The organism is Arthrobacter sulfonylureivorans, assembly GCF_047607445.1.
Classification (GTDB): domain Bacteria; phylum Actinomycetota; class Actinomycetes; order Actinomycetales; family Micrococcaceae; genus Crystallibacter; species Crystallibacter sulfonylureivorans_A.
Map to the genome: position 1 here is coordinate 73441 of NZ_JBLKRT010000003.1, position 20213 is coordinate 93653.

General features: G+C 62.9%; 12 protein-coding genes. 5 read left to right on the plus strand and 7 right to left on the minus strand.

The annotated features are described in order from the left end of the window. Positions 1 to 68: 68 nt before the first annotated feature. Positions 69 to 1124 carry a zinc-dependent alcohol dehydrogenase family protein gene (locus ACMX2H_RS02390; RefSeq protein WP_414958796.1) on the plus strand — a complete coding sequence of 352 codons (1056 nt, stop codon included), beginning with the start codon at positions 69 to 71 and terminating at the stop codon, positions 1122 to 1124. Between the two features lie 209 nt (positions 1125 to 1333). Here the strand turns inward: ACMX2H_RS02390 and ACMX2H_RS02395 are convergent, their stop codons facing one another. Beyond that, a complete protein-coding gene (locus ACMX2H_RS02395) occupies positions 1334 to 3655 on the minus strand; it encodes a helix-turn-helix transcriptional regulator (protein ID WP_414958797.1) in 2322 nt (773 codons plus the stop codon). 494 nt (positions 3656 to 4149) lie between these two features. On the opposite strand from ACMX2H_RS02395, the gene ACMX2H_RS02400 reads away from it, so the two are divergent. After that, complete coding sequence (locus tag ACMX2H_RS02400; RefSeq protein ID WP_414958798.1) at positions 4150 to 4578, plus strand: DUF6325 family protein; 429 nt, start codon at positions 4150 to 4152, stop codon at positions 4576 to 4578. A gap of 26 nt (positions 4579 to 4604) precedes the next feature. Continuing rightward, positions 4605 to 4877 (plus strand): SHOCT domain-containing protein, encoded by a 273-nt coding sequence (locus tag ACMX2H_RS02405; RefSeq protein ID WP_136785415.1) that lies wholly within the window; start codon positions 4605 to 4607, stop codon positions 4875 to 4877. 129 nt (positions 4878 to 5006) lie between these two features. Here the strand turns inward: ACMX2H_RS02405 and ACMX2H_RS02410 are convergent, their stop codons facing one another. The 4 genes from ACMX2H_RS02410 to ppsA form a co-directional block, all read right to left on the minus strand. Then, positions 5007 to 7007 carry a glycoside hydrolase family 15 protein gene (locus ACMX2H_RS02410; protein WP_414958799.1) on the minus strand — a complete coding sequence of 667 codons (2001 nt, stop codon included), beginning with the start codon at positions 7005 to 7007 and terminating at the stop codon, positions 5007 to 5009. A 315-nt stretch (positions 7008 to 7322) separates the two neighbouring features. Then, positions 7323 to 7691 (minus strand): cupin domain-containing protein, encoded by a 369-nt coding sequence (locus tag ACMX2H_RS02415; protein WP_136785413.1) that lies wholly within the window; start codon positions 7689 to 7691, stop codon positions 7323 to 7325. Positions 7692 to 7924: 233 nt separating this feature from the next. Then, positions 7925 to 8395: a pyridoxamine 5'-phosphate oxidase family protein gene (locus tag ACMX2H_RS02420; RefSeq protein WP_414958800.1), complete on the minus strand. Its 471-nt coding sequence runs from the start codon at positions 8393 to 8395 to the stop codon at positions 7925 to 7927. Positions 8396 to 8470: 75 nt separating this feature from the next. Next, positions 8471 to 10861, minus strand: a complete 2391-nt coding sequence (gene ppsA, locus ACMX2H_RS02425) for a phosphoenolpyruvate synthase (protein ID WP_414958801.1) — start codon at positions 10859 to 10861, stop codon at positions 8471 to 8473. Positions 10862 to 11265: 404 nt separating this feature from the next. On the opposite strand from ppsA, the gene ACMX2H_RS02430 reads away from it, so the two are divergent. Together ACMX2H_RS02430 and ACMX2H_RS02435 are read left to right on the plus strand one after the other, a co-directional pair. After that, positions 11266 to 13146 (plus strand): heavy metal translocating P-type ATPase, encoded by a 1881-nt coding sequence (locus ACMX2H_RS02430; protein WP_414958802.1) that lies wholly within the window; start codon positions 11266 to 11268, stop codon positions 13144 to 13146. 4 nt (positions 13147 to 13150) lie between these two features. Further along, on the plus strand, positions 13151 to 15763 hold the full coding sequence (locus ACMX2H_RS02435; protein WP_414958803.1) for a cation-translocating P-type ATPase: 2613 nt from the start codon (positions 13151 to 13153) through the stop codon (positions 15761 to 15763). Here ACMX2H_RS02435 and ACMX2H_RS02440 read toward each other — a convergent pair. Together ACMX2H_RS02440 and ACMX2H_RS02445 are read right to left on the minus strand one after the other, a co-directional pair. Continuing rightward, positions 15732 to 19001 (minus strand): HAD-IA family hydrolase, encoded by a 3270-nt coding sequence (locus ACMX2H_RS02440; protein WP_414958804.1) that lies wholly within the window; start codon positions 18999 to 19001, stop codon positions 15732 to 15734. The two genes, ACMX2H_RS02435 and ACMX2H_RS02440, sit on opposite strands and share 32 nt — an antisense overlap. Further along, positions 18985 to 20016 carry a zinc-dependent alcohol dehydrogenase family protein gene (locus tag ACMX2H_RS02445; protein WP_414958805.1) on the minus strand — a complete coding sequence of 344 codons (1032 nt, stop codon included), beginning with the start codon at positions 20014 to 20016 and terminating at the stop codon, positions 18985 to 18987. Before ACMX2H_RS02445 ends, ACMX2H_RS02440 begins: the two co-directional genes overlap by 17 nt. Positions 20017 to 20213: the final 197 nt, after the last annotated feature.

Sequence of the window (20213 nt, forward strand, 5' to 3'; positions counted from 1 at the left end):
TTCGATCTGCACGGCCGGACCGCGCTGGTTACTGATTCACCCGAATTGCCCTGAGAAAGGAAGAGAAAGTGAAAGCACTGGTATTCAACGGTCCCGGACAGAAATCCTGGACCGACGTTCCTGATCCCTCCATCCAAAACCCGACCGATGCCATTGTCCGGGTGGACACCACCACCATCTGCGGAACGGATCTTCACATCCTCAAAGGCGATGTCCCCGCCGTTCAGAGCGGCAGAATACTGGGGCACGAAGGAGTAGGAACAGTCGTAGCGACCGGGTCCTCCGTTACGGGCCTCCGCGCCGGCGACCGTGTCATCATCTCCTGTATCAAATCCTGCGGCCACTGCAGCAGTTGCAAGACCGGGCTCTATTCTCACTGTCAGGGTGAAGAAGGGGCGCCCGGTATCGGATGGATCTTCGGTCATTTGATCGACGGTACACAGGCCGAGTATGTCCGCGTCCCTTACGCCGACAACTCGCTGCACAAGCTCCCCGAGGGAGTGCCGGACGAACAAGCGGTCATGCTGTCGGATATCCTGCCCACCGGGTTCGAAATCGGAGTCCAATATGGTCGGGTCAAGCCGGGAGACACGGTCGTGGTGGTCGGAGCAGGCCCGGTCGGTTTGGCTGCAATTGCCACAGCAGGCTTATACGGAGCAGCGTCGGTCATTGCCATCGACTTGGACGAGCACCGTCTACAACAAGCACGGGACTTCGGTGCCACCAGCGCCATCTCGTCGCGGGCGTCGGACTGGAAAGAGGAAGTCTTCGCGCTGACCGAGGGGCATGGGGCCGACGTCGCCATAGAAGCCGTCGGAATCCCCGAAACCTTCGACATGGCCGTGGAGCTAGTGCGCCCGGGCGGAAACGTAGCAAACGTTGGCGTTCACGGACGATCAGTAGAACTTCATTTGGAGAATCTGTGGATCCAGAACATCAACATCAGCATGGGGTTAGTTAATGCCAACACCACTCCCATGCTGCTGAAACTAGTTGCCCAACATCGGATTCCAGCGGAAAAGTTCGCGACGCATCATTTCCAGCTCACGGAAATAGTGGATGCTTACGACACCTTCTCGCGTGCTGCGGAAACGAAAGCCCTCAAAGTAGTCCTCACCCAGTGAGCATGATGAGCAACGCAGAGCTCCGTGACCCACTGCGCAATCCACGCGGACAAGTGCCTGTCAGAAGCCTGCCAAAGACCACGCCTCATGACCGCCACGGGTGCAGTTTGCCGGCGTGCGTTTGTGGACGGTACGGGAATGAGCCAAGGCCTCACCCCTGACGTATGAATCGGGAAGCCGGGCGATTCAGCGCCGGCCCACTGGAAGCGCTAGATGATCCCGCGGGCTGCGGCAATTTTGAGCACGTCCCGCCGGCTTGCCGCACCGAGTTTGCGGTAAATAGATCGTTGGTGCGTCTTGACGGTGTTCACCGAGATGAACAGTGCCTTCCCAATATCTGCCGCGGTCATCATCGAGCGCATGTACGCGAGGACTTCGAGTTCACGTTCCGTGAGACGCCAGTAGAGAAAGGTTGTCAGGTTGTCGCTGTGCGTATTCTCCTTCAACTGTGCCGCCACAAACGCCTCATGGGCTGTTCCCCACACCGCGTGCTGCATGAGGAGTCCAGCAAGTTCGTCCCTGCGTTCTGCGAATGGACGGATGATGTGTTGTGGTTCCGCGAGGGCGACCGCGTATTCAACCCGTTCGTGCGCTGCGGACATGTCACCGTCTTTGGAGGCCAATAGCGCCTCCGTCAGAGCGAGACTTGTACCCGTGTAAGAATCACGCTGCCGCTCCGTCACGGCCTTGGTGCGGTTCAGCGCTTCGGTGAACTTTCCGCCGCGCCTAAGTAACTCAGCCAGCAGCGCATCCACCAAAGCAGGATTTTCGCGGTCCTCAAGAGGCTTTACGATCGCCAACGCACCAGTCATGTCTCCTTCGGCTTCAGCAATTTTTGCGTTTGCCATCGTCGACAGCGCACTCCACGAAGGTCCGTGCAGTCCAGTGTCTCGGAGGGAGGTCAGGACGTGCGCTGTATCGGGGATCTGGGCCGGTTCACCCCGCGCGCAATCGACCAGGACACGATAGACAGCGCATAATTTGTCGATCGACGTTTCCCGGCCTCCCGCGGGCAAAACCTTGTCCAAGTGGGCTCGGGCGGCCTCCAAGTCGTTGATCCAGTAACTCGAGATACCCTGCGCCAGCCAAAGGCAGGGCATCTGGCCGTCCGGGCGCCACCCGAGTTCATCGGCGCCGTTTATAGCTTCCACCACGCGCTCATCCGCCGCCACAAAATCGCCCGCTAATACGTACGCCAATGCGATCTCCGAGGTAATGATGACCTCATCAGCCACAACCTGATGGTCTTGGTCGGCAGCGTCTGCGGTCGGGGAGGCCAGAAGGGTGAGGGGCTCTTCTTCCTGGTCGCCGAATCCGGGGCCTCCTCGAAGCGGCCGGCTGCTGTGCAGCGCGGTCGGCTGGCGCCCTGCAGCTTGTGGGTCTGCCGGGGTGCGCCCGGAATTTCCGTACACGTCAAAACTGCCATCGTTGGGCATCAGACCCAGCAGGTCCACATACAGCTCGAACCGCCTCCGACGAGCGGACTCCAGTGCAGACAGCCCGGTGAACGAGCGGTGCGCCAGGTCCACTGCTGAAGGGGCATCGCCTGAAAGGGCACGGCAGATGGATCTGATCAAGAGGACGCCGGCGTGATCAGACCACGGGGCCGGCAAGTCGAGACACAGCTGTTCGAGGGAGGAAAGGCCGTTACGCAGCAGATAGTCCAGCCAATGGGCTACAAGGGAGGTCACAGCCTGCTGAGGTTCACGTCCTTGCAGCGCCTGGCTGACGCTCTCGGTAACGTCGCAGTCCTGGTAGAAACGTGCAGCAACGCGGTGGAGATGCTCTGCTAGAACCCGATTGCGCTCCTCTAGGATCTCCCGGCACTGGGCCGCAAACAGGGCCTGCCATTGATAGACGGGCCCGTCTCCGTGGACGTCTTTCTCCTCAATGAATAGGCCCTTTCTAATGCATTCCTGGAGGAGGAAACCGCCACTTTGGACCCCGGACAGTGCAATAGCGAGTTCGTGCTCGAGCCAGTCGCAAGTAGTGGCTCGCAGGACAAAGTCGGCGAGAGATGGTTCAAGTTGGCCGAGAACTTCTTCGGCAATGTATTCGGTGAAGGCTCTCCCCGGCGTGACACCGCCGGAAGCTCGTTCCTGCTCTTTGTAGACGGACGGACCAACGAAGCCGGCGTGAAGGGCCACTGGCCACCCGTCGGCGGCCCTCCAGACTGCTTCAACGTCCACTTCGGCTGATGGTGCAAGGTTGGCCGCCAGCTCCATGGCCTCCGGCAACGTGAAGGCTAAATCTGACGTGCGAAATTCCTTCAACCCATCGCCATATCGGAGTTTCTCCAGGCGCAGCGAAGAATGGTCTCGGCCGGAGAGAACTAGCCGTAATGCCGGAGGCGCAGAGCCGGTGAGGATCCCCACAATTCCGTCGGCAAGTCCAGATCCGGCCAATTGCACGTCATCGATGACCAGGGCAAGCGGTTCCTCAAGCAGGTCGAGCGCCGCGAGCAGATGGTCATAGGAAGCGATTTGGTCTTGGGTCTGAGTTCGATCCGCGGCGCGCAGGACTTCGTCCACGGTGGAGGACATTCCTGCGGCGGCCGACTGTATGGCGGCTAGTACCCCGTGGAACAACCGCTCGGGTCGTGCGTCAAAACGGTCGAGGGTGAGCCATGCTGAACGCATGGTTCCACTCTGAGCCCAGTCGCTCAAGATGGTGGACTTCCCGCAACCAGCCGGGGCCTCGACGAGGATGAGCCTGTGGGAATCGGCGGCAAGCGAGAGGGCCTCGCACAAACGTGGACGTTCGATGGCCAACTCCACGCGCCGCGGAGGCTTGATCTTGAACTGGGGACTGGGTGAGATATGTCCCACGTCGCTCATGGTAGGCGCAGTCCCCGAGATACAACAAGGGCTTACGGTGTATCCAAAATGTGTGATCCAACCGGTCGGGGGAAGCGGAGGACCGCAACGCTGCGTAGTCAACAGATCATCCGGGGCGGGTGAGGTCGGACGGGGTCGGTACGGGGAATATTTATAGGACCTGCAGTTCCGGCAAACAGGAGTAACAGATGAAAGTCGGACCAGTTGAAGTGATGATTTGTGCGTTTCGGCGATCGGAGGTCGACGCTCGAGTCATCGATGCCCTGCGGGAAGCGGTCCGGCCCGGTGCGGTGGTCATCATCGATCTGGTATTGCTATCGAGAGACCAGCATGGAGTTGTGCATGTTCGTGATCTGGAAGACCACCTTCAGGAGGCTTGGTCCGGTCTCGTGGATTATCCGCAGCTGCTGACGCTCCTCAGCGACGCCGACCTCGAAGTCGCAGCCGAATCAATAGGAAATGACGAAACAGCTTTGGTGTTGGCTTTGGAACATCGTTGGGCGCAGCACCTTTCTGATGCGGTACAGGATTCAGGAGGAGTGACGACCCTATACGCGAGAATTCCCCACGAAACAGTGGTCGCCGCCGTCGAAGCCGCCGGCATCTCAGCGACCTGAACAGACATCGACCCCGAGAATTTCTGATGACTTTTGCTAGAAGCGGCCTCCCCGGGCTGCTCGGAACCATTGCGAGATCTGCTGCGATCTCGGGTGCCGCGCGCGTAGCGGCAGGTTCGCTCGATGAGCGGGTGCGTTCCCGTCGGGCTGCAGAACAACGCGCACCGGGAGTCCCGTCAGCATCACCTGCCGGCAAAGAGTGGCTGGCCGATCAGCTCGAAATTCTTGCGGAGCTTCATGCCGCCCACGTGCTGACGGATAGGGAATTCGCCGCTGCGAAAGCGCGCCTTCTGTCCTGACGGCCCAGGACGATGTCATTCGCTGGGCAAGACGGCCTGAATCTAGGGTGGCTCTCTGCGCCGGTGCGTTTGATTCCTTGCACCAGTGCCTCGCCCTGAAGCGGGGCACTGGTGCAAGTCCTGGCCTGTCTAGCCACGGAATCGCCGGCCTTTCTGCGCGGCGTCCAGGCGCTCGTTGAGAGCGATAGCGGCGTCGATCAGTGCCAGATGAGTGAACGCCTGCGGAAAGTTGCCAATCTGTTCCCCGGTGGCAGCGATCTCCTCCGAGTACAGCCCGACATGGTTCGCGTACGTGAGCATTTTGTCGAAGGTCAATCGTGCCTCATCGAGCCGGTTCGATCGGGCCAAGGCATCGACATAAAGGAACGTGCAGAGTGAGAACGTCCCCTCCGACCCGCGCAGCCCGTCGGGGGAGGCGCTGGGGTCGTAGCGGTAGACCAAGCTATCCGAGACCAGCTCTTTATCCATCGCCCGGAGCGTCGACTGCCACATGGGATCGTGCGGGGACACGAAGCCAACCTGGGGCATTTTCAGCAATGCGGCATCGAGGACATTGTCTCCGTACTGCTGGACAAAGGCTTGGCGTTCGCTGCTCCACCCCTTGTCCATGATCTGCTGGTAAATGCCGTCCCGTGCGGCGATCCACCGATCGAGTGGCGCCGGCCGCCCATGCGACGTCGCGAGCCGGATGCCCCGGTCAAACGCGACCCAACACATGAGTCTGCCGTACGTGAAGTCTTTCCGGCCGCCCCGGGTCTCCCAGATCCCTTCTTCCGGCTGGTCCCAGTTATCCGCCAGCCAATTGAGCAATTCGGAGATGTTGAGCCATCCGGCTTGCCCGATTCCGACACCCGCGCCGTCGAGGTAGTACATCGCATCGAGTGCTTCGCCGTAGATGTCCAGTTGGAGTTGGTCGGCCGCTCCGTTTCCAATCCGCACCGGGTAGGAGCCGCGATAGCCCTTCCAATCCGTCAGGACTTCCTCGTGCAGCTCGGTGCTGCCATCAACGCGGTACATGATGTCCAGCGGGTAGGAGCCTTCCGCGCGGGGCTCATTGACGCGGTCGCGCAGCCACTGGCTGAAGGCGACAGCCTCATCTATGAAGCCCATGCGGAGCAGCGCGTGAACTGAGAAGGAGCCATCGCGGATCCAGGTGAATCTGTAGTCCCAGTTACGTTCCCCGCCGATCTCCTCCGGAAGTCCGGCTGTGGGAGCAGCCACCAGGCTTCCGCTGGGGGCATAGGTCAGCAGCTTCAACGTGATGGCCGACCGCTCCAGGACGGCGCGCCACCGTCCCGTATAGGTGGATTGGCTGAGCCAGTCGTGCCAAAAGTGTGCTGTGTCATCGGCCAGTTGTTGAGCCTCGGCAGGCCGCATCATCTTGGGGGCTACATCCGGACCTGTCTCCAGCACGACGCCGCGCATCTGACCTTCCTCCAAAGTGAGGACAGCCCGGAGCGAACCTTCGTCGGTGGTGGAGATGTCACGGCCTAGCTGTTCGTCGCCTTCCTCCCGGATGAGGCTGAGGCTCAGACGCGTGTCGCCCGCGTCGAAGACGGCGCCTGCTTCGGAGATCGTCAGATCATGCCTCTTCCGCCCGTAGTCAAACCGGGGCGCAACCTCAACGTCGAATGAAATCCTTCCCCGAACGCATCTCATCATTCGCACCAAGTCGTGCTTTTGGCTGGGGTCGGTGCCGGTCGTTGGCATAAAATCCATGAGTTCCCCGACCCCTGCTTCCGTCAAAAAACGCGTAATCAGGATCGCTGTGTCGGGGAAGTAGAGCTGCTTTGTCTCGAAGGCCGCTTCGCGGGGTCGCGTGGAGAAGTAGCCCCCACGCTCCGGGTCAAGCAGGGAGGCGAAAATGCTCGGGGAATCGAAGCGCGGGCTGCAGAACCAATCAAGCGTGCCGTCGGTTGCAACCAGCGCTGTCGTTTGCAGGTCGCCGATAAGCCCATGGTCGGCGATCAGTGGGTGTGTGTTCATCACGAAGACCTTTTCGTCAGTTAACTGAGGCTGTCTTGACGTCGGATGCTGGATGGGAGGAAAAGCTTGGCGGCATCGTGACGTCAGGCGGGAATCTTGGCGACTCTTGTTAATGTTCTGGGCGTCCGCGGCCGGTGTCATCATCCCCTGAGGATGAGCAAGCACTTGACGCGCCACTGAAGTTTCCTCGGAAACCGGAGGCCGATAATCGCGGCCAACCGGAGCCGCTCGGCTTCAACAGTTTCAGCGCCAACAACTACAGCGCGTCGCCTGCGCGTGGGGATCGCCGCCCGCGCGCGGGGATCCCGTGCATCAGGAACCACCGGTGGCCGCTGGGCATGACTGGCGATGGATCGGATACCGGACCGATGGATGGCGGAAGATGGGCGCACTTGTTCGGGCCGCCGGGGAGGGGCAGCCTGTCTTAGGGAGTCGTCCGGAAGCGGTCGGAGAAGGAATTCAGTCGCGTCGCTTGGCGTAGTCGGCGTAGCCGGCCCAGTCGATGACGACGCATTGCTCGTCGCCGATGACCCATGCGTCGTGGCCTGGCGGGACCGACATGTAATCACCAGCGGAGAATTCGCTTTCTTCCCCGTCGTCCATGACGATCTTCATCCGTCCGGACAACACGTAGCCGGCATGGTTTGCCTGGCAACTGTCGGTCTTGGCGATTGGCTTCACGTGCTTGGACCATTGCCAGCCGGGTTCGAAAACGGCCCGCCCGACGCCGCCGGCCTCAAGATGGACCAGGTCCAATTTTCCTTTGCCATCCTCGAAGGGCCGAGTTTCTTCGGGTTCGTTCAGGCTCTTGCGGATCATGCCAGCCATGAGGATCTCCTTTGAACCAAAAGGGTGATGGTCAAAGTGTGGCAGCCTCCAAGGAGGGGGTCAATGCACCGGGAAGGGCTTCAGATGAAGGGCGGGTCGGCCTGCACAACCGGTTTTGTGCCGGTCAGCGAAGCGCACTATTCGAGGGGAGAAACCGTCGTCCGACCGCACTAAACAGCCCCCGTCCTGGGGGACGGGGAGCACGCGTTGCCGAGACGGGGAACACCAGCAACCTATTCGAATCCCGCCCTGGTGGCGTTGTCCAGGGTGATTTCCCATGTCTGCGGGGGAGCGATGGTGAAGCGGCGGCCAGTGATGGCGTCAGGGGTGATACGAACGAAATGGTCCTTGGTACCCGGACTCCAGGGAAACAGGAGTTGGGCGACGTTGTTCCGGAATTCTTCGGTCTGTTCCACCTCCGCCGCATGTCCCTTGACGACGACACTCCACGCCACATTGGTATGGCCGTTGATGTGGTCGGCTTCCAATGCCACCGGTTTTCCCTCCAATGCCGCGGACAGTTTCGTGCCGGGTGCAGTGCGAAAAACGATGGTCTCTTTGTCGATCCGGAAGTTAAGCGGAAACAGTTCCGGGTGGTCGTTGACCCAGACAGCAAGACGGCCCAACGCAACACCTCGAAGCAGCCGCCAGCAGTCCTCTGCTTCCAAAACTTCAACTGTGGGAGGTGCGGACTTGTTCTCCATGGCGGCGAGCCTACTCCGAACCCAAGGGGCGAGCCAGTGCCGGACTGGACGGTTATCGCGATGGAGCCTGGCCTGTCAGGAGCCATCCCTCCGGCGTTCGGCAGCGGCGATAACCGGGATGGTCTTGAGCACGGTGTCGGGATTGAGGGAAACTGAGTCGATTCCCAGCTCAATGAGGAACTCGGCGAAATCGGTGTGGTTGCTCGGTCCTTGTCCGCAAATTCCAATCTTGATTCCGGCGTGGTGGGCCTGGGCAATGACGTCCCGGATCATGTGTTTGACCGCTTCATCCCGTTCGTCGAACAGCGGCGCCAGCAACTCGGAGTCGCGGTCAACCCCGAGGACAAGCTGCGTCAAGTCGTTGGAGCCGATGGAAAAGCCATCGAACCGGGTGGCGAATTCAGACGCCAGAATGACGTTGGAGGGTATCTCGCACATCATGTAGACCTGCAATCCGGCTTCCCCGCGCGCCAAGCCGTTCTCGGTCATGGCTGCCAAAACCCGGTCTGCTTCGGCTACCGTTCGGCAAAACGGGACCATGATGATGACGTTCCGAAAGCCCAGGTGTTCCCTGACACGTTTCAGCGCCCGGCATTCCAGGTCGAAGCCCTGACGGTAGCGATCGTTGTAGTAGCGGGAGGCTCCGCGGAACCCGAGCATGGGGTTTTCCTCTGCCTCCTCAAAAGCGCTGCCGCCCAGCAGGCGCGCGTACTCGTTGCTTTTGAAGTCGCTGAGCCGCACGATGACCGGGTCCGGGTAGAAGGGGGCGCTGATCTTGGCCAGGCCTGATGCCAGCGTGTCGACGAAGTAGTCGCGCGGGTCGGAGAAGGACCTCGTGCGGGACCGGATTTGCGCTGCTTCGTCTGGATTACTGACACGTTGGGGTTCGGCCAGCGCCATGGGGTGGATCCGGATCAGTTCGTTGATGATGAATTCCATCCGCGCCAGACCGACGCCGGCCACGGGCAGCCGCCACCATTTGAAGGCGGAGGACGGACTGGCGAGGTTGGTCATCACCCTGGTGGTCGTTGGAGGAAGCGACTTCAAATCGACCTGTTCGGTGTGGAACTCGAGGGCTCCTTGAAAGACATGCCCCTCATCGCCTTCGGCGCAGGAGATGGTGAGCATCTCTGAGTCCTGAATGCTTTCCGTCGCATTACCGGTGCCCACGACGGCAGGCACGCCCAATTCCCTGCTGATGATGGCCGCGTGGCTCGTGGGTCCGCCGTGCTCGGTGACGATTCCGGCCGCGCGCCGCATGATGGGAACCCAGTCCGGGTCGGTCATCTCCGTCACCAAGATGGAGCCGTCACGAAACCGATCGATCTCAGCTGTCGCGCGGATGACGCAGGCAGGACCAGTGGCAATCGAGTCGCCGATGGCGGCTCCGGCGGCGAGAACCGGACCGCGTCCGATGAGACGATGCGTGGTAAAGACAGTATTGCTACGGCTTGCCTGCACCGTCTCCGGGCGGGCCTGGACGACGAACAGTTCGCTGGTCAGGCCATCCTTGGCCCACTCCATGTCCATCGGACGGCCATAGTGCTCCTCGATGACCGCGGCCCATCGAGCCAATTGCAGGATGTCGTCGTCGGAGAGGACCAGCGAGGTCCGCTCCCGTTCCGTGGTTTGGACCATGCGGGTTCGGGCCGTGCCGCCTCGCCCATAAACGAGTTTCTGCTCTTTGGCGCCGCACGTTTTTTCGATGATCGGGAAGCATCCTGCCGTGTTGAGCAGGGGTTTGAAGACCACATACTTGTCCGGGTTCACCGTTCCCTGGACAACCGTTTCGCCGAGTCCCCAGGTCGCGCTGATCACCGCCACGTCAGGGAAACCGGTTTCCGTGTCCAGCGAGAACATGACGCCCGAGGCACCTTTGTCGGCACGGACCATCCGCTGGACGCCGATCGAGAGTGCCACGTCAAGGTCGGAAAACCCTTTCATGGCGCGGTAGCTGATCGCCCGGTCAGTAAACAAGGACGCGAAACAATGCCTGCAGGCATCCAGCAGGGCGTCGTTCCCGCTGACGTTGAGGAAGGTTTCCTGCTGTCCGGCGAAGCTGGCATCGGGAAGGTCCTCGGCGGTCGCGCTGCTGCGGACGGCCACGGGAAGGTTACCGCTTCCGGCGCGTGTCCCGAGTTGACCGTAGAACTCCAGGATGGAGTCGGACATGCTGTCCGGAAACTTGCCGGCGAGAAAGAGGCGGCGGATTGTTTCGCCGACCGTGCTTAGCGGTTTTTCGCCGTGTCTGTACAGATCGAGGTGTTCCTTGATCGCCGTCTCGAGACCGTTGGCGGTAACGAATTCGCGATACGCCGCCGAGGTGGTGGCGAATCCGTCGGGCACCCGGACGCCTTGGCCGGCCAAGGCACGCTGCATTTCGCCGAGTGACGCGTTTTTCCCGCCGACTATCCCAATGTCCTGAATTCCGGTCTCTTCGAACCACACTGCGTAGCGCTGTTCCATGCTGTCTCCAGACAAGCTTCGGCTTCTGTCGGTCGCTCACGTGCAGATCCGGTGTGGGCTGCGCCAGTCCGCTTTACCGCGGTAGTGGGCCCAACAGGCCGGTATGCGCTCATAATCTACTCGCCGTGCCGCAGCGGCACCAGAGAATCTGGCGAACCGCTGCAGGATCGGATGTAGGTGACGCTGCGCGCCTAGGCAGAGTGTTGGGGGGCCTAGCATCATCGGACCGGAAGTGGATACTGGAGGGAGATGTGCCGGCTGTCCTGGGGCCGGGCGGAGCGGAGCACGCCAACGCGCCGTGTCCGTTCGCTTCGGGGCCGCCGAACCGATCCAGGAAGGCTGTTGCTGCCGGTGAGAGGCGCTGGGCCGACTGGCAGAATGCCTTGGTCATAGTGGAGGCAGCAATGGGGTTCGCTCGCCGGTACCCGCTGGTTTTGGCAACGCTGCTGTGTTTGCTGGCGGTGCTTGTGCTGCTGGTGGGCGGGGCTGCGGCCGCGGCTCAGTGGTTGGCCACCGTTTTCGCCTTACTCGTGGCGGCTTGGTTGGCTGTGGGAATGGTGCGTGCGGCTGCGCGCGGGCGCCGGGGGATGGATCTGCTGGCCTTGATGGCCGTCGTCAGCACGGTAGCCGTTGGCGAGTACCTGGCCTCGATGATCATCGTGTTGATGCTGTCGGGCGGCAGGGCACTGGAAGATTACGCGCAGGGCCGTGCGCAGCGTGAATTGACCGCTCTCTTGGAATTGGCCCCACAGACCGCGCATCGTGAGACGGACGGTACACCGGAAGACGTGGGCGTGGATGAGATTCGCGTGGGGGACGTGGTTCTGGTCCGACCGGCTGAGGTTGTGCCCGTGGACGGTTTGCTGATCTCGGATTTTGCCTCTTTCGACGAGTCGGCACTGACCGGCGAGAGCTTACCGGTCGAAAAGTCCGCCGGGGACGCGGTGATGAGCGGGTCGGTCAATGGCGAGGCGGCAGTTCGTGTCCAAGCCACGGCCTCAGCTGCCGAATCACAGTACAGCCGAATAGTGACGCTTGTTCAAGAAGCGTCCGCGAGCCGGGCTCCGGTGGTCCGATTGGCGGACCGTTTCGCCGTTCCATTCACCATTTTTGCGCTGTCCCTGGCCGCTGGAGCGTGGTGGGTCAGCAGTGATCCCGTGCGGTTCGCCGAAGTTCTTGTGGTGGCCACCCCCTGCCCGCTCCTGATTGCCGCGCCGGTGGCCCTTGTCGCCGGAATGGGCCGCGCCTCCCGATCGGGCATCATCATCAAGAATGGTGGGACGCTGGAGAAGCTGAGCCGGGTGAAGTCGGCAGCTTTCGATAAGACGGGCACGCTTACCGGCGGCAAGCCGGTACTCCTGGAAATCCGGCCCGCCGGAAACCCTCCCCGGATCCGGAGCGAAGAACTGTTGCTGCTCGCCGCATCGGCAGAACAGTACTCCTCCCATGTCCTTGCCGGGTCTGTCATGGCGGCTGCTACAGATCGGGGCCTGGTCCTGATGCCGGCTGACCAAGCAGCCGAATACGCGACGCAGGGCGTCCACGCTGTCTTCGCCAGCCGGGAGGTGAGCGTGGGAAAGTACACTTTCGTGTCGCAACACGCCGCTTCCGTGGAAAAGACGGAACTTTCCGGCGGACAAATGGCTGTTTACATAGCAGTCGACGGCGATTATGCCGGCTCGTTGATCATGAGCGACGCCGCCCGGCCGGAGGCAGGAACGACCCTTCACCAGTTGCGGCGACTGGGCGTCGGCGAAACCCTGATGCTCACCGGCGACGCCCGCGAGACCGCCGAACATATCGGCAGGGAACTGGGAATCGAGCAGGTTCAGGCCGAATGCACGCCATCGGACAAAGTGGAACTTGTCAAAGCCCTGCCGTACCGGCCGGTGATGATGGTCGGCGACGGGGTCAACGACGCGCCCGTGTTGACTGTAGCCGACATCGGAGTGGCGATGGGTGCCAAGGGGTCGACGGCGGCCAGCGAGTCTGCGGACGTGGTCGTCATGCTCGATGACCTGTCCAAGGTGGCCGAGGCCGTCGCCATCGGCCAGCGGACAGTGCGGGTGGCGCTCCAGAGCATCTGGGTGGGCGTGGCATTCAGCGTCGCGTTGATGATTGCCGCCGCTTTCGGTCATATTCCCGCCGGGGCCGGGGCTCTTTCGCAGGAACTGGTCGACCTCGCCACCATCCTCAATTCCCTTCGCGCCCTATCGCCGACGCACCGCGCGACAGCCGGCGCCCCGGCACGTCCCGAGCGCGTCATTCCACGGTCGGCGCGGTGACGTGATGACGACGGTGGCGACTGGACTCAGCACAGCTGATGCTGCCCGGCAGCTGTCGACGGATGGGCCCAACCTCCTGCCGCTGATGAACGCGGTCCCGAAGTGGCGCCAAGTCTCGGCGCAGTTCACTCATTTCTTTGCCCTGATGCTGTGGGTCGCCGCTGCGCTGGCTTTTCTCGCCGGAATGGCCCAGCTGGGTACTGCGGTCGTCGTCGTCGTTGTCATCAATGGAACGTTCTCCTACGTGCAGGAAGCGCGGGCCGCTCAGGCGGCGTCCAAGCTACGTGCCATGCTGCCCGCACAGGTTTTGGTCAAACGGGATGGCCAGGCGGTGCAAGTGGCGGCCGCTGAGATTGTGCGCGGCGACGTTGTGCTGCTGACCGCGGGGGACCGGATTCCGGGGGATGTTGAGTTCGCCGTCGCCGAATCCTGCACCGTTGACGAGTCAATGCTCTCCGGCGAGAGCGAACCGGTGGCCAAGAACCGTGGTGATGGCGGTTATGGCGGCACGTTCCTCGTGAATGGGAACGCCGAGGCGCTGGTCACTGCCACCGGCTCGCGGACAAGATTGGCTTCCATCGCGTCGTTGACGGCAACCGCGCAGCCGCCGCAAAGTCCGCTCAACAAAGAGCTGCGACGGGTTGTCCGGTTGATCTCGGTCGTGGCGCTGAGTTTCGGCGGCGTGTTTTTTGCCGTTTCCCTGCTGACCGGCCTTTCGTGGCGGGACGCATTTCTGTTTGCCATCGGTGTTGCGGTCGCCTTGATACCGGAGGGGCTGCTGCCCACCGTGACGCTTTCGCTGGCCATGGGCGCCCAGCGGATGGCGCGACGTAATGCCCTGGTTCGGCATCTGCAGGCAGTCGAAACGTTGGGGTCCACCACATTCATCTGCACCGACAAAACGGGAACGTTGACGCAGAACCGCATGAGCGCCGTCGAAACGTGGACACAAGCGGGGACCGTGAGGCTTAACGGCGAGGGGTATTCCCCGACGGCGGAGATCACCGGCAGCGCGCTCGCAGTGCAGCAAGCGCGCCGCCTGGCACGCGCGGCGCGAGCAGCTTCACGGGGGCGCATCGTCCGGCGTCAGGAGCGCTGGACCGCGGACGGGGACCCGATGGAGGCAGCTTTGGACGCTCTGGCCCACCGGTTGGCAAGCGGCGCGGCCATCGAGGAGGTTCCGGTCGACTTCCGCTGGAGTTTTGACCCGGTGCGCAAACGAGAATCCGTGGTCGCCGGCGCTGAGCTCCTGGTCAAAGGAGCCCCCGAGAGCGTTTTGCCGCTCTGCGTGGCATCCACGGATTCTGCGGCCTGTCACCAGGCCTTGGAAGACATGGCGGCGCGCGGACTTCGTGTCCTCGCGGTCGCGGAGCGAGCGCTCGCGGATCTTCACGCGGGGGAGGATCTTCACGCGGGGGCGGAGCAGTTGTATTCCGGCGAAGCCGCGACGTATGAGAATCAGCTGACGCTGCTGGGGCTTGTCGGCTTGCACGACCCGCCCCGGGATTCGGTGCCGGCAGCGCTCAGGGCGGCACGGACGGCTGGCGTGAAAGTCGCTATGGTCACCGGCGACCACCCCTCGACGGCGGCTGCCATCGCTGCAGAGATCGGGCTTCTCGGCCCCGAGAAGAGGGTCGTTGAGGGGAAAGATCTTCCCGACGACGACCATGTGCTCGGGGCGCTGCTGGACCGGGATGGGGTGGTGGTCAGCAGAGTTTCGCCTGAGCAAAAGCTGCGGGTGGCCCGGGCCCTGCAGATGCGCGGACACGTGCTGGCCATGACCGGCGACGGGGTCAACGACGGCCCGGCGCTGCAGGAAGCGGACATCGGCGTCGCGATGGGCGCCAGCGGCACAGATGTCGCGAGGGAAGCGGCGGATCTGGTCCTGCTGGACGACGATTTCGCCACGATCATCGCCGCGGTCGAGCAAGGCAGGGCTACCTACGCGAACATCCGCAGATTCCTCACCTACCACCTCACGGACAACGTTGCGGAACTCACCCCGTTTGTGGTCTGGGCACTTTCCGGCGGCAGCTTCCCGCTGGCGCTGGGCGTGCTGCAAATCCTGTTCTTGGACATCGGGACGGACCTGCTGCCGGCATTGGCACTGGGCAGCGAACGTGCCGGCAAGGGCGTTTTGCAGCGGCCGCCGGAGCGCCGCCACCTGATGGACTCGGCACTTCTGGTTCGGGTGTTCGCGGTCCTGGGGCCGGTTGAAGCGGTCTGCGAAATGACGGCATTCACCCTGACCATCTGGCTGGCCGGCTGGCGGCCCGGATCGGCCATACCGGGTTGGGAGGTGCTGGCTGCCGCGTCCGGGGCGGCGTTTACCACCGTCGTGCTGGCGCAGTTGGCCAACGCCTTTGCCTGCCGAAGCGAATCAGTTCCGCCATGGCGCTTGGGGTGGGGGACAAACCGGATGCTGCTGTGGGCTGTGGTCGTGGAGCTTGCCGCCTTGGTGGCGTTCCTTGTGATCCCGCCGATAGCGGCCATGCTGGGGCAAGCGCCACCGACCACAGCCGGGTTGCTGGCCGCGGTACTCTCCATGCCGGCCGTGCTCGCCGCCGACTATTTGTACAAGAAGTTCAGGCCCCGGCATGCCGCGGAGCCTGTTTAGGCACGCGCATTGCGATGGTCCCTCCCGGGGCCAGCAAGGAGGCATTTTTTCCCACTTTGATGCGAATGGGGGCCGCAGTGCCTTCGGCCGACTCCACCTGCAGGACGGATTCTTCCAAGCTGACGTCGAGCAAGTGTCCCCGGTATCTGATGCAGAAGGAGACCTTTTTCAGCTCGGCTGGCAGACGCGGGTGAAAGACGAGAGTGTCAGAACTCATCCTGAGCCCCGCGAAACTGCGCTGTACGACGTCGATGGTTCCGGCCATGGCCCCCAAGTGGATGCCGGTGCGCGTGGTGCCGCCCTGCGTGTCGTCGAGATCGGCGTCCAGGGCGTCCCGGAAGGTGGCCCAGGCTTGCTCCGGATCGGATGCGGCCAGCACCGAGGCGTTGGTCACCCGGCTCAGGGTGGAGCCGTGTACCGTCCGCGCCAAGTAGTAATCGACGGTCCGGGCCAGCTGCGAGGCGGTTGCGCTGTAGCCCATTCTGCGCAGGCGCTGCAGCAATTGGTCCTCGCCGAGGACGTAAAAAAGCATCAAGACGTCGGCCTGCTTGGACAGTTTGTACCGATTCGTGCTGTCGCCTTCTGCGGCCAGGATCAAGTCCAGCCGTTCGATATTGCCGTAGGTCCGCCGGTAACGTTCCCAATCAAGGTCCTGCAACCGGTCGAATCCTTCGAACTGGCTGATGATTCCATCGTGGAAGGGGACGTGCAGGAACCGCCCCAGCGAATCCCAGTGTCCAAGCTCGGCGCTGGATATTCCGAGGCTCTTGCGCAGGTCCCGCCGGTCTTGGCCCCGCAGGGCGGCCAGGATTTTGGCGGGACGGGAACACACCCAGGCCGCCATCACGTTCGTGTAAGCGTTGTCGTCGAGCCCCTGGCCGGGGCGCTCCGGGTAGCCGTCGTGATACTCGTCCGGACCCATCACACCGCGGAGATGGAACCGCCCCTCCGGGCCGCGCTCCGCCATGGCAGCGAACAGCCGTGCAACTTCAACGATGATTTCCGTGCCGCGGGCCATCATCCAGTCGCGGTCCGCCGTTGCCTCGAAGTACTGCCATACGTTGTACGCAACCGCCAGACCGCCATGGCGCTGGAGGCGGGAGTGGTCTGCCATCCATTGGCCGGAGAAGCGGTTGTACAGCCATCTGGGTGTTTCCTCGGTCCCGTCACTGCCGCTCCGCCACGGGAACATCGCTCCGGGCAACCCGGCAGTGCGCGCCGCGTCCCGGGCGGCCTCGAGACGGTGCCAGCGGTAATCGAGCAGCGAACGGGTGACCGAAGGCGTGCGAGAGGTGACCAGCGGCAACACGAAAAGGTCATCCCAGAAGATGTGTCCCCGGTAGCCTTCGCCGTGTAGCCCGCGCGCCGGCACCCCAGCGTCAAGGCCCTCCGTGTTTGGCGTAATCGTCTGCAGCAGGTGGAACACATGCAGATTCAGCACCAGTTGCGTCTCCCGGTCCGCGTGCAGATCGAAAGTGAACAAGTCCAGCAGCCGCCGCCAGGTGGCTTCATGGCTGACGAATAGCGCGCCAAAACTGGCAGGAGTCCGATCCAGTACCGCGCGGGCACCGTCCTTGGCGGAGGACACGCCCCTGTCCCGGGAGCTGACGATCGCCGCGGTTTTGCAGACCACCAGCGGTACCCCGTCGACCACGTCAGCCTCGTGCACTTGAAGCCAGCAGGAGCCGCCGGCCGCGGCCTCTGCCGGCGTGGGGGAGGGCCGGCTGCGCGCAGTGCCGGCGGTGGGCCCGGCGAAGGACGTCCTGACCGCCACGGCTACGCGGATCTGGCTTTGCTTCGTCTCGACGTCGACAATTTCCACCCTGTCCTGGACAGCGGCGTTATGGACGGTCAGGTGGCGGCTTCCGCACGCCGGATCTTCCACTACGTTTGCGTTGATGATGTCCCGCTCGATGCCGGTCCTCAGATGCACGGAGCCGCTCCAGCCTCGGGCGGTGAGGGTGGTTTCCAACACTGCCAGCCGGGGCTGGGCCATGGAAACAATCCTGCGCTGCGACACCTCAAGCTGTAGACCGTGCCCGTCGTCTAACTGGACGAGGCGGGAAAGAACAGCACCCTCCATGTCCAGTTCCCGGCGTTCGCTCAGAGTCTTAGGTCCTCCGTCGGACCACCACCCGGCTGCGCCGAAGCGGAGATCGAGTGGAAGCCAATTGGGCAGATTGACCATGTGCTCTGACTCGGTGGTTTCACCGTTCACTACCTGGGGAACCCTGTTGTAGAGACCCGCAAGATACGTGCCGGGGTAGTGCACGCCGTCGTCCCTTGACTCCGGGGAAGCACCTCGGGTGGCCATCCGGCCATTGCCGAGTGTGGTCAGGGCCTCGCGGTGGCCTTCGTGCCACGGATCGTAGCCGTTGTAGACCAGCCTCCATGGGTGGGTGATGACCAGCCCGATGTCGAGGTCGCCCACATCGTGGAGGACTATGTCAGCCCCAGCCTCTTCCAAATTGGTGCGCTGGGAGGACCTGTCGATCCCCACGACGAGTCCGAAACCACCCCGGCGGGCGGCTGCCACGCCTGCCGTTGCGTCTTCCACCACTGCGATTCGGGCGGGCCGTACCTTCAGCCTTCGGGCCGCCTCAAGAAAGGCCGCCGGGGCGGGTTTGCCGGGCAGCTGGAGTTGTGAGGCCACAGTTCCATCGACGACGACGGTGAACATGTTCTCCAGATCAGCAGCAGCCAACACCGCTGAGGTGTTGCGGCTCGAACTCACCAGGGCGGTTGGCACCTGGCTCGCCCGCAACCGGGTGATGAGGTCCACGGTTCCCGGAAAGGTTTGCACGCCGTGCCGTCCCAGTTCTTCAAGGAACAATGCGTTTTTGCTTTTCCCCAGCCCAACCGCGGTCCAAGCGCCTGGCGGATCGGACGGCTCGCCCGGCGGCAGGTCGATGCTGCGGGACCGCATGAACTCGAGTATTCCTTGTTCCCGGGGCCGGCCGTCCAGAAAAGTGAAGTAGTCACTCTCGTTCAACGGGGCAGTGTGCGCCGAAGCAGGAACCCGGGCGTCCGAGAGGACACGGTCGAACAACCTCTTCCACGCTGCACGGTGCACCGAGGCAGTATCCGTGACGACACCGTCAAGGTCGAAAATCACGGCGTCGAAAGGTGAGACGGCACCCGCCACGGTAGGGGAGCCGGTGTAGCGGGCGGCATCCGCCGGCCGTCCTTCGCCTTGCGGTTCGCGTGCCCCCGAGGGCAACTCAGGCCGTATCATCATCGGCCGCGATGTGGAGGACGGCTGCCCCGTTGACCCGGTCCGCTGCCAGATCTGACAGTGCCATGTCCGCTTGGGCAAAGGGGTAGGCCGTCGTGGTTGGCCGAAGCGGAATTCTGGCCGCGAGAGCGAGGAATTCTCGGCCATCCTGACGGGTATTGGCGGTCACGCTCAGCAGCTGGCGTTCTTGAAACAGCTCGGCGCCGTAGTTCAGTTGCGGAATATCGGTCAGGTAAATTCCTGCCACCGCCAGCGTTCCGCCGCGGTCCAAGGCACGCAGGGCACTGGGGACCAGTTCCCCGGCTGGAGCGAAAAGAATTGCTGCATCCAGCAGCTCAGGAGGTTCCGCCGCGGCGTCTCCGACGAACGTGGCACCGAGGCCTCTGGCCAGGCTGCGGGCGTCCGCGGACCGCGTCATGACGTAAACCTCGGCACCCTCAAACATTGCCACCTGCGCGGCGAGGTGGGCGGACGCCCCGAAGCCGTAGATGCCCAGCCTCCCGCCGGGCTTCAACCGGGATCTGCGAAGCGACCGGTAACCGATGATGCCTGCGCATAGCAGTGGGGCTGCTTGATCGTCGGAAAAGACGTCCGGTATGGAATAAGCGAACGCTTCCGGGACCGTAGCTAGTTCCGCATATCCGCCGTCTTCATCCCAGCCGGTAAACCGTGGCTCAAGGCAGAGGTTTTCGTCCCCCCGCAAGCAGAAACGACAGCTGCCACACGTCCCGCGGAGCCAAGCGATCCCAACTCGTTCGCCGATCTCAAAGCGGGCACAGCCGGGCCCCATGCCGACCACCTCGCCAACGACCTCGTGGCCCGGCACCACATGCTCTCTCTTCGCGGGCAGATCGCCTTCGGCAAGATGCAGATCGGTCCGGCAGACGCCGCACACCCGGACCTTGATGAGCAGCTCGCCGGCACCGGCAACAGGATCTGGGCGGGTGCCAAAAACCAGCGAGGCTCCGTTGCCGACACTGGACGAGGGGGCTGGGCGATCGACCCACCAAGCACGCATGCCTCCCCCTCACGGGCTGCTGGCCTGACATCGTCGAGTGGCTGGTCGGCCAGTCTCAGACCTTCAGTTTAGCCAGAATGCGGATTGCAGGGCAGGCACTCGTGAAGCGGGTGCACGGTCCGGCGGCTTGCGACCAAGGCACCTGGCCTGCGAGTTCTCGAGGGGCCCTTCACGCGAGGCGGGAGCAGGGATAAACT

Bases quoted from the DNA above. Each gene is read 5' to 3' on its own strand.
- ACMX2H_RS02400 (WP_414958798.1), top strand. From the start codon at position 4,150: ATGAAAGTCGGACCAGTTGAAGTGATGATTTGTGCGTTTCGGCGATCG.
- ACMX2H_RS02405 (WP_136785415.1), top strand. From the start codon at position 4,605: ATGACTTTTGCTAGAAGCGGCCTCCCCGGGCTGCTCGGAACCATTGCG.
- ACMX2H_RS02410 (WP_414958799.1), bottom strand. From the start codon at position 7,007: ATGATGACACCGGCCGCGGACGCCCAGAACATTAACAAGAGTCGCCAA.
- ACMX2H_RS02415 (WP_136785413.1), bottom strand. From the start codon at position 7,691: ATGGCTGGCATGATCCGCAAGAGCCTGAACGAACCCGAAGAAACTCGG.
- ACMX2H_RS02420 (WP_414958800.1), bottom strand. From the start codon at position 8,395: ATGGAGAACAAGTCCGCACCTCCCACAGTTGAAGTTTTGGAAGCAGAG.
- ppsA (WP_414958801.1), bottom strand. From the start codon at position 10,861: ATGGAACAGCGCTACGCAGTGTGGTTCGAAGAGACCGGAATTCAGGAC.
- ACMX2H_RS02430 (WP_414958802.1), top strand. From the start codon at position 11,266: ATGGGGTTCGCTCGCCGGTACCCGCTGGTTTTGGCAACGCTGCTGTGT.
- ACMX2H_RS02435 (WP_414958803.1), top strand. From the start codon at position 13,151: ATGACGACGGTGGCGACTGGACTCAGCACAGCTGATGCTGCCCGGCAG.
- ACMX2H_RS02440 (WP_414958804.1), bottom strand. From the start codon at position 19,001: ATGATGATACGGCCTGAGTTGCCCTCGGGGGCACGCGAACCGCAAGGC.
- ACMX2H_RS02445 (WP_414958805.1), bottom strand. From the start codon at position 20,016: ATGCGTGCTTGGTGGGTCGATCGCCCAGCCCCCTCGTCCAGTGTCGGC.